The organism is Vibrio astriarenae (assembly GCF_010587385.1).
Classification (GTDB): Bacteria; Pseudomonadota; Gammaproteobacteria; order Enterobacterales; family Vibrionaceae; genus Vibrio; species Vibrio astriarenae.
In genome coordinates this window covers 1,246,575-1,259,856 of sequence record NZ_CP047476.1, presented here as the reverse complement: position 1 = coordinate 1,259,856, position 13,282 = coordinate 1,246,575, and the positions used below count along the sequence as shown (strand labels likewise).

General features: G+C 45.5%; 13 protein-coding genes. 4 read left to right on the top strand and 9 right to left on the bottom strand.

Translation table 11 applies throughout. The features are described 5' to 3' along the window. Nucleotides 1-177 precede the first annotated feature (177 nt). The 6 genes from GT360_RS19970 to napF all read right to left on the bottom strand — a co-directional run bounded on the left by GT360_RS19970 (nucleotide 178) and on the right by napF (nucleotide 4,763). Complete coding sequence (locus GT360_RS19970) at nucleotides 178-312, bottom strand: TIGR02808 family protein (RefSeq protein ID WP_164650698.1); 135 nt, start codon at nucleotides 310-312, stop codon at nucleotides 178-180. An 11-nt stretch (nucleotides 313-323) separates the two neighbouring features. Further along, nucleotides 324-899, bottom strand: a complete 576-nt coding sequence (locus tag GT360_RS19965; protein ID WP_164650697.1) for a NapC/NirT family cytochrome c — start codon at nucleotides 897-899, stop codon at nucleotides 324-326. A 29-nt stretch (nucleotides 900-928) separates the two neighbouring features. After that, nucleotides 929-1,384 (bottom strand): nitrate reductase cytochrome c-type subunit, encoded by a 456-nt coding sequence (locus GT360_RS19960; RefSeq protein WP_164650696.1) that lies wholly within the window; start codon nucleotides 1,382-1,384, stop codon nucleotides 929-931. 80 nt (nucleotides 1,385-1,464) lie between these two features. Continuing rightward, nucleotides 1,465-3,954: a periplasmic nitrate reductase subunit alpha gene (gene napA / locus GT360_RS19955; protein WP_164650695.1), complete on the bottom strand. Its 2,490-nt coding sequence runs from the start codon at nucleotides 3,952-3,954 to the stop codon at nucleotides 1,465-1,467. Then, the gene (locus tag GT360_RS19950; RefSeq protein WP_164650694.1) at nucleotides 3,951-4,265 is read right to left on the bottom strand and encodes a chaperone NapD; all 315 of its coding nucleotides are present in this window, start codon (nucleotides 4,263-4,265) and stop codon (nucleotides 3,951-3,953) included. Before GT360_RS19950 ends, napA begins: the two co-directional genes overlap by 4 nt. Before the next feature lie 21 nt (nucleotides 4,266-4,286). Beyond that, the gene (gene napF, locus GT360_RS19945; RefSeq protein ID WP_164650693.1) at nucleotides 4,287-4,763 is read right to left on the bottom strand and encodes a ferredoxin-type protein NapF; all 477 of its coding nucleotides are present in this window, start codon (nucleotides 4,761-4,763) and stop codon (nucleotides 4,287-4,289) included. Between the two features lie 235 nt (nucleotides 4,764-4,998). On the opposite strand from napF, the gene narQ reads away from it, so the two are divergent. Both narQ and GT360_RS19935 read left to right on the top strand, forming a co-directional pair. After that, a complete protein-coding gene (narQ, locus tag GT360_RS19940; protein ID WP_275426977.1) occupies nucleotides 4,999-6,699 on the top strand; it encodes a nitrate/nitrite two-component system sensor histidine kinase NarQ in 1,701 nt (566 codons plus the stop codon). A gap of 81 nt (nucleotides 6,700-6,780) precedes the next feature. Continuing rightward, complete coding sequence (locus GT360_RS19935; protein WP_164650691.1) at nucleotides 6,781-7,416, top strand: response regulator; 636 nt, start codon at nucleotides 6,781-6,783, stop codon at nucleotides 7,414-7,416. On the opposite strand, the gene GT360_RS19930 is transcribed toward GT360_RS19935, so the two are convergent. Further along, entirely contained in the window at nucleotides 7,413-8,051 is a 639-nt protein-coding gene (locus GT360_RS19930; protein ID WP_164650690.1) for a hypothetical protein, read from the bottom strand. The two genes, GT360_RS19935 and GT360_RS19930, sit on opposite strands and share 4 nt — an antisense overlap. 280 nt (nucleotides 8,052-8,331) lie before the next feature. Here GT360_RS19930 and GT360_RS19925 point away from each other — a divergent pair, with 280 nt between their 5' ends. Further along, on the top strand, nucleotides 8,332-8,868 hold the full coding sequence (locus tag GT360_RS19925) for a cytochrome b (protein WP_420825454.1): 537 nt from the start codon (nucleotides 8,332-8,334) through the stop codon (nucleotides 8,866-8,868). Beyond that, entirely contained in the window at nucleotides 8,865-9,434 is a 570-nt protein-coding gene (locus tag GT360_RS19920) for a YceI family protein (protein WP_239502653.1), read from the top strand. The genes GT360_RS19925 and GT360_RS19920 overlap by 4 nt, the downstream gene beginning before the upstream one ends. Before the next feature lie 202 nt (nucleotides 9,435-9,636). Here GT360_RS19920 and focA read toward each other — a convergent pair whose 3' ends face one another. Continuing rightward, nucleotides 9,637-11,088 carry a formate transporter FocA gene (focA, locus tag GT360_RS19915; RefSeq protein WP_164650688.1) on the bottom strand — a complete coding sequence of 484 codons (1,452 nt, stop codon included), beginning with the start codon at nucleotides 11,086-11,088 and terminating at the stop codon, nucleotides 9,637-9,639. Between the two features lie 552 nt (nucleotides 11,089-11,640). Next, complete coding sequence (locus tag GT360_RS19910) at nucleotides 11,641-13,266, bottom strand: ATP-dependent endonuclease (protein WP_164650687.1); 1,626 nt, start codon at nucleotides 13,264-13,266, stop codon at nucleotides 11,641-11,643. Between the last annotated feature and the right edge of the window lie 16 nt (nucleotides 13,267-13,282).

Here is a 13,282-nt window from a genome sequence, read left to right as displayed (position 1 = left end):
CAATTGAAAACAGGTTTTGTTGCTTTAAATCAGTTCAGCAAACAAGTCTTTACCCATTAACGTGCTAAAACACTTCTGCTATTGAGTATTAATACTCCAAAAAAGAACCCCACCAAAAGGCGGGGTTCATCATCAATTCAAAGCACCCTCAGGTAACTTCATTTGACTCTACAGGTATCAAACCTCTTTATCTTTGCCTAACGATAGCAACCATAAAGAGATAGCGGCGACGCCGGCGAATCCACCTAGGATAATGACTGGCATAGCGCTATAGCCAAGTACGTGCCAGATAACCGATTCTAATGTACTCAATGTCTATCTCCTTATTGCCAGCCTTCAACGCCTTCCATATCAGGAAGTTTGTGAGCGATACCTTTGTGACAGTCTACACAGGTTTTTTCGCCAGAAGCCAGAGCCGTTGAGTGCTGTGCTGCACCTCGGCTGCCTTGCTCTGAGAAGTCCATGTAATCAAACTCGTGACAGTTACGACACTCTAAAGAGTCGTTCTTTTGCAAACGAGACCACTCACGCTCGGCAAGATGGCCACGGCGAGCTTGGAATTTCTCGGGTGTGTCGATGGTGCCAATGAAGTGGGCGAACAGCTCTTTTGATGCCTGTACTTTACGTACAATTTTATCTGTCCACTCATGAGGAACGTGACAGTCAGAACAGATAGCACGAACACCCGAACGGTTAGAGTAGTGAATCGTCTCTTGAATTTCTGCAACAATCGGTGCGTGACATCCAGAACAGAACTCTTCGGTGTTGGTTGCTTCCATACCTGTGTTGAATGCGCCCCAGAATAGAAGACCACCAGCAAAACCTAAGAATAAGACAACGCCTGCCGCTGCCTTACTCGGTGTTGTTAGCCTCTTCCAAAACGCTTTAAGTATTTTCATAATTTGCCTCTCTCGTTGTCGCTAAACGACTAACGTAGTGATTCCACTCGCTCGAAATTGTTCTCAACTAGCGGTTTCGCTTCGACTTGAGGAACGTGACACTGCAAACAGAAATAGCGACGAGGGGACACGTCAGACAGAACCGCGTCTTGGCGGTTGACGTAGTGTGTCACACTAATCTTTGTGGCTCCCATATCTGGCGCGTTTTTCCAGCTATGGCAAGCCAAACATTTGTTTGCGTTGAGCGATACTTCGTAACTGCGAATGCTATGAGGTACCAATGGTGGTTGGAAGACATAATCACTCGCTACAGCGTGCTCTTTCGGGTAGTCTTTGAAGCTATCCGATGGACGAGTATCTTCCAATTCAGCAGCACCTCGTAGAGATTCGAGGCCACCAATGCCACCTGGGTTATCCAGCTCAGCATGGGCAATCCCAGCGGCTGCAGCACATACAGACAACAGTGCAATGAGTAGTTTTTTCATTATTCAATCTCCGCCCTTGTGGGCTAAATCTTTAATCAGGCCACAGCGTTGGCTGTGACCTTACGTTCAATGTTCTCGAGTTAAGCGACCTTGGTGATCTTCACTGGACACTTCTTAAAGTCTGTCTGTTTAGACAATGGGTCAGTGGCATCAAGAATCAACTTGTTAATCAAAATACGAGCGTCAAAGAACGGTACGAACACCAAGCCTTGAGGTGGGCGGTTACGACCACGTGTTTCCACGCGAACTCGAACTTCACCACGCTTGTTAGAGATTAAAACTTCTTCTCCGCGACGTACGTTATGTGCTTTCGCATCATCTGGGTGCATGTAACACACCGCATCAGGGACTGCTTTGTACAGCTCTGGTACACGACGAGTCATGGTACCGGTATGCCAGTGCTCAAGAACACGGCCTGTACATAGCCACATATCGTATTCGCTATCCGGTTCTTCTGGTGGCGCTTCATATGGTGCTGAAATGATCAATGCTTTGCCGTCTGGTTTACCATAGAAGTCCCAACCTGAACCTTCTTTCGCATAAGGGTCAGAACCCTCTTTGTAGCGCCATAGGGTTTCTTTACCATCAACCACTGGCCAGCGCAGGCCGCGAACTTGGTGGTAAACATCGTATGGTGCTAAGTCGTGACCGTGGTCGCGACCAAACTCTGCATACTCCTCAAAAATACCTTTTTGGATGTAATATCCGAAGTGATGTGCGTCGTCGTTCAGTTCGCGAGCTTCTTCGATAGGGAACTTATCAATTTGGCCGTTGCGGAACAGCATGTCGTACATCGTTTTACCACGATATTGTGGTGCTTTTGCTAGCAACTCTTCGTCCCAAACCTCTTCCATCTTGAAGCGTTTAGAGAACTCCATTAGCTGCCACAAATCAGATTTCGATTCGCCTTTGGTTTCAACTTGTTGGTACCAAGCTTGTGTACGGCGCTCTGCGTTACCGTATGCACCCTCTTTTTCGATCCACATTGCGGTTGGAAGAATCAAGTCAGCCGCTTGCGCTGTTGCTGTTGGGTAAGCATCAGACACAACGATAAAGTTCTCAGGGTTTCGGTAACCCGGTAGACGCTCGTTGTTAATGTTAGGGCCAGCCTGCATGTTGTTGTTACATTGAACCCAGTAAGCATTGAGCTTACCGTCTTTCAACATGCGGTCTTGTTGCACGGCATGGAAGCCAGGCTTAGGTGGAATCGTCCCTTCAGGCAACTGCCAGATTTTCTCTGCAATCGCACGGTGTTTCGGGTTGGCAACCACCATGTCTGCAGGTAGACGGTGTGCAAATGTACCCACTTCACGAGCCGTACCACACGCTGATGGTTGGCCTGTTAGGGAGAATGGGCTGTTACCCGGAGTTGAGATTTTACCCGTCAACAAGTGAATGTTGTAAATCAGGCTGTTCATCCATACACCACGTGTATGTTGGTTCACACCCATTGTCCATAGAGACATCACTTTGGTGTCTGGGTCAGCATATTGTTTCGCAAGCTCAACCAGTTTCTCTTTTTCTACGCCTGAGATTTCGTGTGCACGTTCTAGTGTGTAAGGTGCAACAGACTTCTTGTACTCTTCAAAAGAGATCTTCGACATGTCGCCAGAGTTCGGGTTTGCCGCGGCTAGCTGCAGAGGGTCGTCATCACGCAAGCCGTAACCGATATCAGTCGCCGCTTGAGTGAAGTTAGTGTGTTTGTTGACGAAATCCCAGTTTACTGCATCGTTTTCGATGATGTAATTGGCAATGTAGTTTGCAATCGCAAGGTCAGACTGTGGTTTAAAAATATAACCGTGGTCAGCAAGCTCAAATGAACGGTGGGTGTAGGTTGAAAGTACGTTTACCTTCACATGAGGATAGCTCAGACGACGGTCAGTGATGCGCGTCCATAATACTGGGTGCATCTCAGCCATGTTTGAGCCCCACAGTACAAATGAATCAGCGTGTTCAAAGTCATCATAACAGCCCATTGGCTCATCGATACCAAAAGAGCGCATGAAGCCAACTACGGCAGACGCCATACAGTGACGAGCATTTGGGTCAATGTTGTTTGAACGGAAGCCTGCTTTCATCATTTTCGCAGCAGCATAGCCTTCCATGACTGTCCATTGGCCAGAGCCAAACATACCGACACTTGTTGGGCCTTTCGCTTTTAGTGCTGTTTTCCACTTCTCAGCCATGGTATCGAAGGCGACATCCCAAGACACTGGTGTGAACTCACCGTTTTTGTCGTATTTACCATCGGTCATACGAAGAAGAGGTTGAGTTAAGCGGTCAGAGCCATACATGATTTTCGACAAGAAGTAGCCTTTGATACAGTTAAGGCCCTTGTTTACTGGAGATTCTGGGTCACCCTGGGTTGCAACGACTTTTCCGTTTTGTGTTCCGACGAGTACTGAACAGCCAGTACCACAAAAACGACATGGCGCTTTGTCCCACGTTATTTTGGTTTGGTCTGAGCTCGCAATCAGGTTGGTCGCTTTCGCCGGTAGTGTTATACCAGCAACAGCTGCAGCTGATGCGGCCGCGTTTGCTTTCACAAACGCACGTCTTGTCATTTTCATGCTTCACCCTCGATTTGGGAATGTTGTATTCCAGCGTCTTTGTATTGAAGTTCCGTCTCTTCAGAGCTCGATTCAATTTGGTGGTAAACCAAAACCGTGCTCAGAACGTTCGGTAAATTGTTGATGGCATCGATCGTATCGGTGATAAATCCTTGGTTTTCTGTTTCTAAAACCACAACGATTTTGCCTTCTGGGCTATCACCGTAAATCTCGGTGCCATCGTATTCCGTAATCTGTTTCTTGATGATCTCTAGATGGAGTGGATCACAATGAACGACTAGGCTCGAAATATGCACTTCGTTTAGTGCCATGGGTATTTTCCCTGTAATTATCTATTTGCTCACATTGATTGCGTTGCTTGGGCAGGCTGACACGCAGGCTCCGCATCCGTTACATTCATCGAGGTTTAACTTCGGCTGTGCAACTTTACCCAGCTCAAGTTTGAAACCTATTGCCATCGTCTCGCAGAAATCTCCACAGCTCCGGCATTCGACATTCTGTTTTGCTAAACAACCCTCCCCAATGGTTGCCTTAATATCCCAAGGTGATTCGTCTTGGGTTTTAAACAGACTTTCAGGACAAGCCTCGGCACAGCGGTAGCAAAATGTGCACTCATCAATGTTGAAATCGACGGTTGGAAAGCCGCCGTCTCCTTTAACAATAATGTTCGTTTCACATGCTGTAACACATTGGCCACATTGGGTACAATCATGGGTTAGGGTTTGTGGAGATTGAAGCCAAGGCAGTTGATGGTTGAGCTTTATTTCGCTTTTTCTCGTCAAAAATCTTCGCTTGTTGAGATCGACCACTTCTTACTATCCCTCAAGTTGTTACGTCGATGTTAAAAGTATAGTAAAGAAAGCCGTTAACAACCTGACATAATTAAACACATAAATTGTAGGTTTGATCATATTTCTATAAATACCCCCTAAGGGGTAATTGGTGTATGCGGTTGTTTTAGATCAATAATTACAAAGTGTAGAGATCACATATTGATGGGTTGACGAGTCAGTCAGTTAGGTAGGTTATTCAAAGGTCACTATTTTGCCGTTATCGAAAAGAAAAAAATCGGTCACCAAGAACATCGTTTTTGCTATGTCGTTGATCGTCTTGTTATCCGTCGCGACGACGAGTTTTGCTATCTACACACTCACCTCGAGTCTGAATGATGCAGAGGCGGTTAACGTGTCGGGTTCAATGCGTATGCAGAGCTACCGACTAGCGCATGATATTCAGATAAAGTCGTCGGATTTTGAGTTTCATATTAATCAATTTGAGCAATCAATTTATTCTGAATCGATGCAATCTTTGGATGATTGGCGTGTGCCGAAACACATCGCCAATGATTATCTTTTGCTCACAAAGCGCTGGCAGGAGCTCAAAACTGTACTAGAAGGCGAGCAACCTCAGCGGTATCTTCCTTTAGTCGCGAGTTTTGTTGAGCAAATTGATGACTTTGTTTTAAAACTACAGATCTTTTCTGAACAGAAAATCACCAAGTTAACCGTAGTGGGTGGCTTAGGGTTGGGTGGCATCTTGCTGGCCAGTATCTATGTTGTACTTTATGTTCGCCGTGAGATTGTGCATCCCCTTCATGAGCTAGCTGTTGCCAGTGAGCAAGTTCAAAACCGTTCATTTGATGTTGCCTTTAATCATGACAGTCAAACTGAAATGGGAGTACTCATGAGTACTTTCTCAAACATGGCTAAGGACTTAGGTAAGCTGTATCGAGGGCTAGAACAAGCCGTTGGAGAGAAAACGCAAGAGTTACAAAAAGCCAATACCTCTTTGCAGGTGCTCTATCGCTCTTCTCAAGAGCTGGCAGATGCTCGTATTAATATTGATAACTTTCAGGCGATATTACGTCACATCGTAAGCATTGAAGCGATTGGTAAGGTAAAGCTTGATATTGAAGACGAAGATGATAAATCGATTTCTCTATATGAAGGGGAAGTGGAGAAAGCAGAAGTCATCAAACGAGAGTTATATCTCGATGGTGAACATTTGGGCGCGTTACACTTTTTCTGTGTAGATAAAGCACCTGATAGTACGTTGCTGGATAACTTCTCTCAGATTCTGGCGCGAGCGATTTTTTATAACCAAGCACAGAGGCAGGCAGAGCAGCTGCTATTGGCAGAAGAGCGCGCGACGATTGCACGCGAGCTACATGACTCGTTAGCTCAATCTCTGTCTTACTTAAAGATTCAAGTTTCACTGCTGAAGAAACAGATGAATAAGTTCGAACACCCTCAGGGAGCAGCGGCGACCGTTTCAGAGTTGGATACTGGCCTTTCAGAGGCTTACACTCAACTAAGAGAGCTTTTAACCACATTTAGGCTTACAATTAAAGAGGGTAATTTTGGTGTCGCATTGAAAGAGATGTTGAGTCAACTTGATGATCAAACGCAGTCGAGTATTGTTCTCGAAAATGGGTTGTCATCTGTTGAACTGGACGCTCATCAACAAGTACACCTGCTGCAATTAATCCGCGAAGCGTCTCTTAACGCGATGAAGCATGCTAAAGCGGACACGATCAGTGTGACGTGCTCTGAAGAGCAGGGTGAAATTGTCATCAGTGTTAAAGATGATGGAACAGGGTTCAGTGACGAGCAAGCAAAAGTGAATCACTACGGTATGAGTATTATGCGTGAGCGTGCTGAACGACTTAACGGCCAGCTTACGGTAAACTCAGGACAAAGTAGTGGCACAGAAGTTCGCCTCGTTTTTTCGTTGGGTACCAGCTAGATAAAAGTAAAGTAGCTGGCATGAATTAACAATGATAAGAGGTCTTAAGACCCGCAGACCTAATGTAATAGGAAGACTAAATTGACAGTAAATAGAGTGATGTTGGTCGATGACCATCCTTTGATGCGTCGAGGTATCAATCAATTACTTAGCTTTGAAGATGACTTTGAAGTTGTTGCAGAAGCAAGTAACGGCACAGACGCTGTCGCGCAAGCGAACCATTCGAACCCAGATTTGATCTTGCTTGATCTGAATATGAAGGGTATGTCTGGGCTAGATACGTTAAAAGCGCTACGTACCGATGGTATTGATGCTAAGGTTGTTATTCTGACCGTTTCAGATAGCCCCTCGGATATAGACATGCTTGTTAAGGCCGGTGCTGATGGATATCTACTTAAAGACACAGAGCCAGATGAAATGGTTCGCTTAGTGAGAGAGTCACTGGGTGGCCAGCCCGCATACAGCGGTATTGTGGCGGAGTATCTGGCAAACCGCGGTCAAATGAAAGACAACTTTGATGACTTGACCGATCGTGAAATGCAGATTTTGAAAGAAGTTGCACAAGGTTTCCGCAACAAGCAAATTGCTGATCGCCTGTTTATCTCAGAATCGACTGTGAAAGTGCATATGAAAAGCTTGCTTAAGAAACTTCAGGTGGCTTCGCGCACTGCTGCAACCATTCTTTACCTTGAGCGTTTTGGCGACATCAAAGGCTAGCCATTGCACTCAATGACGGCGTAGAGCTGGACATATTTTCGTACCAGCTCCTCGTCGGCGACTCTTTTCAGTGGATGAGCAATTTTGAGGTAGTAGGGGCTCATGGAAAAGTGCTGCTCTACTGTTTGACTCAATTGTGAATCACTCTCATATAAACTGATCCCCTGCGATTGATATTTGACCATTTCATCGGGCATGACGCCTGTCCACCAATGAATCAGTTCACGGCTGCTTTGACTGCGAGTTAACCAGTGGTCAGCGAGCACGAGTAGCAGATCATTCGGTTGTATCGCGAAGCCAAACTCACTCTTCCATTGAGCAATATCTTTCATTAACTTACGGCGATACGTTTTACTCGCATTCATCATATGTTGCGTCACAATCCATACGCTGCCAAGTTCACAACTGACACGGAAGTGATGGGGCAGGTCTCTCTTGGGCAACATGTCTAATGGTGCTGTGGTACTCGTGTGACTGTATTCACTCAAGGTACGGCTCAAACGTCGGGTGAAGGCGAGTGCCATATGATGTTCAGTCATGCCACGGTTGTGGATGGCAGGGTAGTTCCGTTCACATAACTTCGAGCAGTCTTGCTGAAACTGACCAATACTTTGAATCAAAATGTCCGATAACAAAGCGAAGCGCTCCTCAAATCCTTCTGTTCTTCACCCGTTTCTTTGGCTCAGAATCACGCTAGTTGAACTGATCACCATAGCATAAAGACTGATGTAAATAGATGACAGCAAAACACTTTTGCTCGTTCGTTCAAATATTTTGAATGATTTCATCAAATAAGCCTACTTTTAACCGGACTTCAAATAAAAAATACTAAGCTCACGTTAAACGCAAAATGTTCCTCAATCAGTTTATTTGACCTTTTTTGTTGTTGAGGACACCAACATTTATGGATGCATTATGGCTCAACTAAAGCAGTACAACATGGTTTCTCGACTCCTGCACTGGTTCAGTGCGGTTGTGATTATTGGTATGTTTGCCGCGGGCTTGTGGATGGTTGATTTGAGTTATTACAGTGAGTGGTATCGCACTGCACCTCATTGGCACAAGTCTGTAGGGATCCTGCTGATATCGGCAACAGTGTTGCGTTTTGTATGGAACAAATTGGTGAAAACACCAGAAATTGATGGCACACCAATGATAAAGGCAGCAGCCCATTTGGGTCACCTTGCTCTTTACGCGCTGATCGTCGTGATTGGCGTATCAGGCTATCTCATTTCAACCGAGGATGGCCGCGGTATAGACGTGTTTAACTGGTTCACCGTACCTGCGTTAGGACAATTGTTCGAGGGGCAGGCTGATATTGCGGGAGAGATACATTTCTACGCCGCATGGACACTCATTATATTGGCTGCGGGTCATGCACTAGCAGCCATCAAACACCACGTAGTCGACAAAGACGACACGTTACGAAAAATGATAGGAGCATCAAAATGAAGAAATTAGGACTAGTAGCAGCATTAGTGGCAGCCATGTCTTTGCCGATGAGTGTGAATGCGGCTGACTATATGATTGATACCAAGGGCGCACACGCGTCGATCAACTTCAAAGTTAGCCACTTGGGTTATAGCTTTATCAAAGGTCGCTTTAATAAGTTTGAAGGTGACTTCTCTTATGACCCAGCGGATATCGCGGCGTCTAAAGTGAATGTCACTGTAGATACTCGCAGCTTAGACTCGAATCATGCAGAACGTGACAAGCATATTCGCAGTGGTGATTTTATTGATGCATCAAAATTCTCAACGGCAACGTTCGCTAGCACTGGTGTGATGGACAAGGGTGATGGTCAACTTGATATTGCTGGTGATTTAACGTTGCATGGCGTGACGAAACCTATTGTGATCAGCGCAGAGTTCATCGGTGCAGGGACAGACCCGTGGGGTGGTGAGCGCGCAGGTTTCTTGGGTACAACCCGCCTTGAATTAGCTGACTTCAATATTCCAGTGATGGGCACATCAAGCTATGTTGACATGGAGCTGCATGTTGAAGGTATTAAAAAGTAAACGGTAAATGACAGCACTGCTTGCTTGGACTTTTAGAAAGAAATAAAGCAAAAAAAGAGGCGACTTATTAAGTCACCTCTTTTTCTATTTGTCGATGTTGTGGTATCACGTCATTTGCTCGTGCCGCTATTTCCAATCAGCACGTTCAAACTTGGTTCAACCCAAGTCTGGCTATAAGTTAAAGCTTAGCTAGACCTTGTTGTTACGCTATTTCTAATCGAGACACCGCGTTTGCACTGTTCTCTTCATAGATTTTTCGAAGCTCAATCATCACACTTTCGCGAGATATTGTACCGATAAAGCGACCGTCTTCGAGCACTGGAAGTAAACTTGGCTTGCTTACTTTCATTGCTTTTACTCGCTCCTCAATTGGCTGTTGAGGGGCATTGGCCGTTGCAATTCCCATTGCAGAAACAGGATATAGCTGTTCCTTATCGATGCACATATACTCGACGATATCCACCAAGCGATCTGTTGCATCTACCGCTACTACATCACGACTCATCAAGTCGACGACTTTTGCCCCCTTACTTGGCAGGTAATTCTGGGACCAAAGTGCCACCATCACATCATGCACTGATAGGAATCCAACGAGGCGACCATTAACATCACAAACTGGAGCGCCAGAGACGTTTTCTTCCAACATCAAATCTATCGCTTTTGGCACAAGCATATCTGCACTGAGCGAGAGTGGTTGAGTATTGGTTATCTGCTTAATTGTTGTGTTTGAGAGTCTATCTGTCTGTTTGACAGAGACAATCTCAAGACTTTGAGTTATCGAACTCACTTTCGCTGCTTTTAGCTGAGGGCGGCGGTAGATACACCAGTTGGTGAGGCCTACAAGCACCGCTCCGCCAAAAATATTGCCCAACGTCACTGGTATCAGGTTGGCCATCAGAAAAGTCGATACAGTAAGGTCACTGTATTGAGATGGCTCTGCTGATACATATTGCCAGAACTGTTCGGGTGCAAAGTTTGAGATTACGATACCCAGAGGGACCATAAACATGTTTGCAACCGAGTGCTCAAATCCGCTCGAAACGAACATTGAAACTGGCAAAATCATCAATAAAGCTTTGGTTAGGGCGTTGGCAGCGCTAAATGTCATCCAAATGGCTAAACAAACCAGTAGGTTACATAGCACACCCAAAGCAAAGGCTTGTATTGGTGTGTGGTGGATCTTGTGTTGAGCAATGTTCAGCGCGTTCAACCCCCATTGACCATGATTTAGCATAAATAGGCCCGCGGAGGTGATCATGAGTAGCATAAACATCGCACCGATGAAGTTTCCGATGTATACCTTGGCCCATAGAGACAGCATCTTTCTCATACTTATCTGGCCATTCGCCCAAGAGATACTTGAGAGAACCGAGCTAGTAAACAGCTCACCGCCACACAGCACGATTAAGATAAGCCCTAAGCTGAAAGCAATACCGCCAGTTAAGCGGCTGAGTCCCCATCCAACAGCATTACCACCTGTCGTAACAGTGATATAAAAAACAAAAGCTAAGCCAATGAATGCCCCTGCCATGACAGCTAATCCCAACGTCATACTGCTGGTCTTTTTTGCCTTGTTAAGTGCAAACTTTTCGGCTTCCGCCATCATTTCCATAGGTGAAAATAGGTGGTTATTACTGGAATCTACGTTACTCATGCTTCCCCCAATGTGTACACATCTCTGTTCCCCTCGATGTTTTGACTCAGGCTTTCTACCCAAGCGTCGTGCTTAAATCTATCAAGCGCGGCCATAATAAGTAAAATTGATAATATTGAAAAGCTAAATCACATTTTCTGATATGAAAAATATGATTACTTTTTGTATGGATATTAATCGGTAAGAAAATAGAGCTTAAAAAGCCAAGACTATAAGGCGATAAAGTGGGGTGGTAGACAAGAAAGTTTTTGATTCTATTTGTTTAATACTCTGTTTTTATTGGGCTTTTATTGCGGTGGCTGTGTGTTTTTGTATTTATGTAAGACAAATCGATCGAAACTACCATCAGTCAAAGTTATTGTTCTAGTGTCACTGATAGCTATGATGTTTAGTATCAGATTATCTGATGCCAATCTAAACTTCGGTTATGTCTTACAAAATTTGAAGCTTGCGTCTGTTAAGCTTGGACCAATATTTTACGCTTCAAATGTCACTTCAAAAAAACTGATAGTGAGAGCAAGGTTATCTAGAGTCACACTTGTTCTCATTTTACTAGGTATTTCCGTTAGCCATGGTGACCACCCGTTTTAGAGTCCAACGCAGGAGAAGGGGTATACACTCTGCGCCTTCGCTCTCACAGTGACCAACGATGGCTAACGCCAGATCTGGCTTCGCTTTTTTCTTTAGTACTTTGTGAACGACTTTCTTGGCCGCAATGGGATGCTCGGGAGGTATTTTCACCATTTGGCGGAAGAACTGCTCAAAGCCATTTTGATAGAGGAAGTGTTCAATGTCTCTGTCTGGTAACTCCGTGAGTCGATGACGCTCTTTTTCATCACCCAGCATGGCAAGTACCGTTGCAGCGTACTTTTTACCTGCTTGATCGCCGTCAGTGACAACATGCCAATCAATATCAAACGCTTTGGCGACTTTAATCAGTGATTTTAACCCCGACTGAGCAAACTCTATGATCTGGACGCCCTCAGCGGCAAGGTTATAGCCGCAGATGTTAGCGATTTCATTAAATAGCCAAACTTCGGTCTCTCCCTCTACTAACAGCCAGCAGCGAGCAAAGAGCGCACCTGAGCGATGAAAACGGATATGAAAACCAATCCGCCTTAGTTCATCTTGGGTTAGGCGTGTGTCTTTGAGGTAGCGAGCGACAGTACGATCAGATTGACGCACCAAACGCCTGATGGAGTGAATAGGCACTTGCCCAAGTAGCTCGGAACTATTGGTGGTGAGGATTTTTTGCATCGGTAGGAGTTGCAACAAACTCCATGCACGAGCGAGATGAGTTGGGTGTAAACGACCTTCGGGGTCTTCGATGAGAAGCAAAGGGCGAGCACAGCGGCGAAGGTTAGTGGGTCCTTTAGCCTGTAGGTAAGCGTTGAGTAAACCTAGCATTAACAATCGGGTTTGCTTACTGTTGGACTCTAAAATGGTTTGAGAGAGCGTCTTATCACTGGGACTACTGTGGAATAATCCGTCGCGCGGCTTCCTAGGGTTACGATTGCCATTGTGTTTAAAAGAGAAGTAGTGCTCAACCAAGTCATTCATGGTATTGAGACTACTTTTTATCTCACCTTTATTGACATGACCGGGGACCGCAAGCAGTCGACGATAGGTATTGTGTATGCGCTTCTCTGCTCTCGTATTCGTATCGTTGCCATTATTGACTCGGCTATACCGCCGCGCATCTCTTAACCGTATGACTGGATGCAGGGACATCAGCTCCTGCGCTAGTTTTTCGCTGTGATGAAGGGGCAGAGCCTCCCCTTGCGCGTCTAAAAAGGCGTAACGTGTCGTAATGTCGTAGCCGTCTCGACTTGCGCTTATGCGATAGTAAATTCGGTTTTTGTCGTCACTGTCTTTCACCCACACAGGTTTGATTTTACGATAGCGACCTGCCCGTGTTTCAACATCATCGTTGGCGATAAAAGAGAGTACGATTTGCAGGTGCTGGGTTTGAGGGTGTGCAATGGCGTAATCAACGTGAAAATCCACCATTTCAAATTGGTATAACTCGCCAGAGGCGGGCAATGCGATAGAGAGCGCATCAAGGAGTGAAGACTTACCCCAAGTATTCTCACCAATCAGAGTGGTGAGCTCATCGAACTGCAGTGATAGGCGTTTGATACCACGAAACCCTGACACCTCTATTCGGTCTAGCTGCATATCGCCTCCTTAGTGA

Excerpts from the sequence above, each read along its gene's own strand:
- GT360_RS19965 (WP_164650697.1), bottom strand. The coding sequence starts at position 899 with ATGAAAATACTTAAAGCGTTTTGGAAGAGGCTAACAACACCGAGTAAG.
- GT360_RS19960 (WP_164650696.1), bottom strand. The coding sequence starts at position 1,384 with ATGAAAAAACTACTCATTGCACTGTTGTCTGTATGTGCTGCAGCCGCT.
- napA (WP_164650695.1), bottom strand. The coding sequence starts at position 3,954 with ATGAAAATGACAAGACGTGCGTTTGTGAAAGCAAACGCGGCCGCATCA.
- GT360_RS19950 (WP_164650694.1), bottom strand. The coding sequence starts at position 4,265 with ATGGCACTAAACGAAGTGCATATTTCGAGCCTAGTCGTTCATTGTGAT.
- GT360_RS19925 (WP_420825454.1), top strand. The coding sequence starts at position 8,332 with ATGGCTCAACTAAAGCAGTACAACATGGTTTCTCGACTCCTGCACTGG.
- GT360_RS19920 (WP_239502653.1), top strand. The coding sequence starts at position 8,865 with ATGAAGAAATTAGGACTAGTAGCAGCATTAGTGGCAGCCATGTCTTTG.
- focA (WP_164650688.1), bottom strand. The coding sequence starts at position 11,088 with ATGAGTAACGTAGATTCCAGTAATAACCACCTATTTTCACCTATGGAA.
- GT360_RS19910 (WP_164650687.1), bottom strand. The coding sequence starts at position 13,266 with ATGCAGCTAGACCGAATAGAGGTGTCAGGGTTTCGTGGTATCAAACGC.